This is a genomic window from Cupriavidus sp. SIMBA_020, from assembly GCF_046535395.1.
GTDB classification, from domain to species: Bacteria; Pseudomonadota; Gammaproteobacteria; order Burkholderiales; family Burkholderiaceae; genus Cupriavidus; species Cupriavidus campinensis.
Map to the genome: position 1 here is coordinate 1 of NZ_JAWRWU010000511.1, position 274 is coordinate 274.

The following is a 274-nucleotide window of genomic DNA, read 5'->3' on the forward strand; positions in this document are numbered from 1 at the left end:
GCAGAACCTGAAGGTGCGCTTCTTCGTGCCGGAGGCGGCCATCGCGTCGCTCGCCCCGGGGCGCACGATCGCGATCCACTGCGACGGCTGCGCGGCCGACGTGTCCGCGCGCATCACCTACGTGTCGCGCGCGGCCGAGTACACGCCGCCGGTGATCTACAGCCGCGAAACCCGTGGCAAGCTGGTCTACATGATCGAGGCGCGTCCGGCGCCCGACGCCGCCGCGCGGCTGCATCCCGGCCAGCCGGTCGAGGCGGCGCTGCAATGAACGGCC

The 274-nt window shown here is 72.6% G+C and carries 1 pseudogene; it reads left to right on the top strand.

The features are described from left to right. Nucleotides 1–268, top strand: a pseudogene (locus tag SB751_RS30275) (secretion protein HlyD); the annotation flags it as partial. Nucleotides 269–274: the final 6 nt, after the last annotated feature.